This is a genomic window from Stenotrophomonas sp. CASM106 (genome assembly GCF_049384825.1).
GTDB classification, from domain to species: Bacteria; Pseudomonadota; Gammaproteobacteria; order Xanthomonadales; family Xanthomonadaceae; genus Stenotrophomonas; species Stenotrophomonas muris.
In genome coordinates, this window is sequence record NZ_JBMRFS010000044.1 from 1 (window position 1) to 470 (window position 470).

Genomic DNA, 470 nt, shown 5'->3' on the forward strand with positions numbered 1-470 from the left:
CATAATAAAGCCGCCCAGCGCGACTTCATACCCTAACGGCAACAGTAACAATACCGGTGAAATAAAGGCAAAGCTGGAACCAAGATAAGCCGGAATTTTCCCTTTACAGATGAAGAGATACAGCAGCGTTCCAATACCGTTAAATAACAGTACAGTCGCCGGGTTAATATGAAATAAGACGGGCACCAGGACGGTTGCACCAAACATGGCGAACAAATGTTGCAAACTAAGCGGGATTGTCTGTAAAAGTGGCGGTCTTTCACTCACCCCGATAGCACGGCGCGTCATAGTATTATCCTCTGTATTATGTGTTATAGGCGCTTTACTCAAAAAAAAGCCGACTCTTAAAGTCGGCTTTAATTATTTTTATTCTTTATTTCGTACCAAAGATTTTGTCACCGGCATCGCCGAGGCCCGGAATAATGTATCCGTGCTCGTTCAGTCCCTGATCAATCGATGCGGTATACAGT

General features: G+C 44.5%; 2 protein-coding genes. Both read right to left on the reverse strand.

The features are described from left to right. A partial coding sequence (locus VG556_RS22430) for a solute carrier family 23 protein (RefSeq protein WP_032321708.1) occupies nucleotides 1-288 on the reverse strand: 288 nt, incomplete at its 3' end. Between the two features lie 85 nt (nucleotides 289-373). Further along, nucleotides 374-470, reverse strand: a 97-nt coding sequence (locus VG556_RS22435) for a uracil phosphoribosyltransferase (protein WP_284499594.1), incomplete at its 5' end; no start/stop codon positions are given.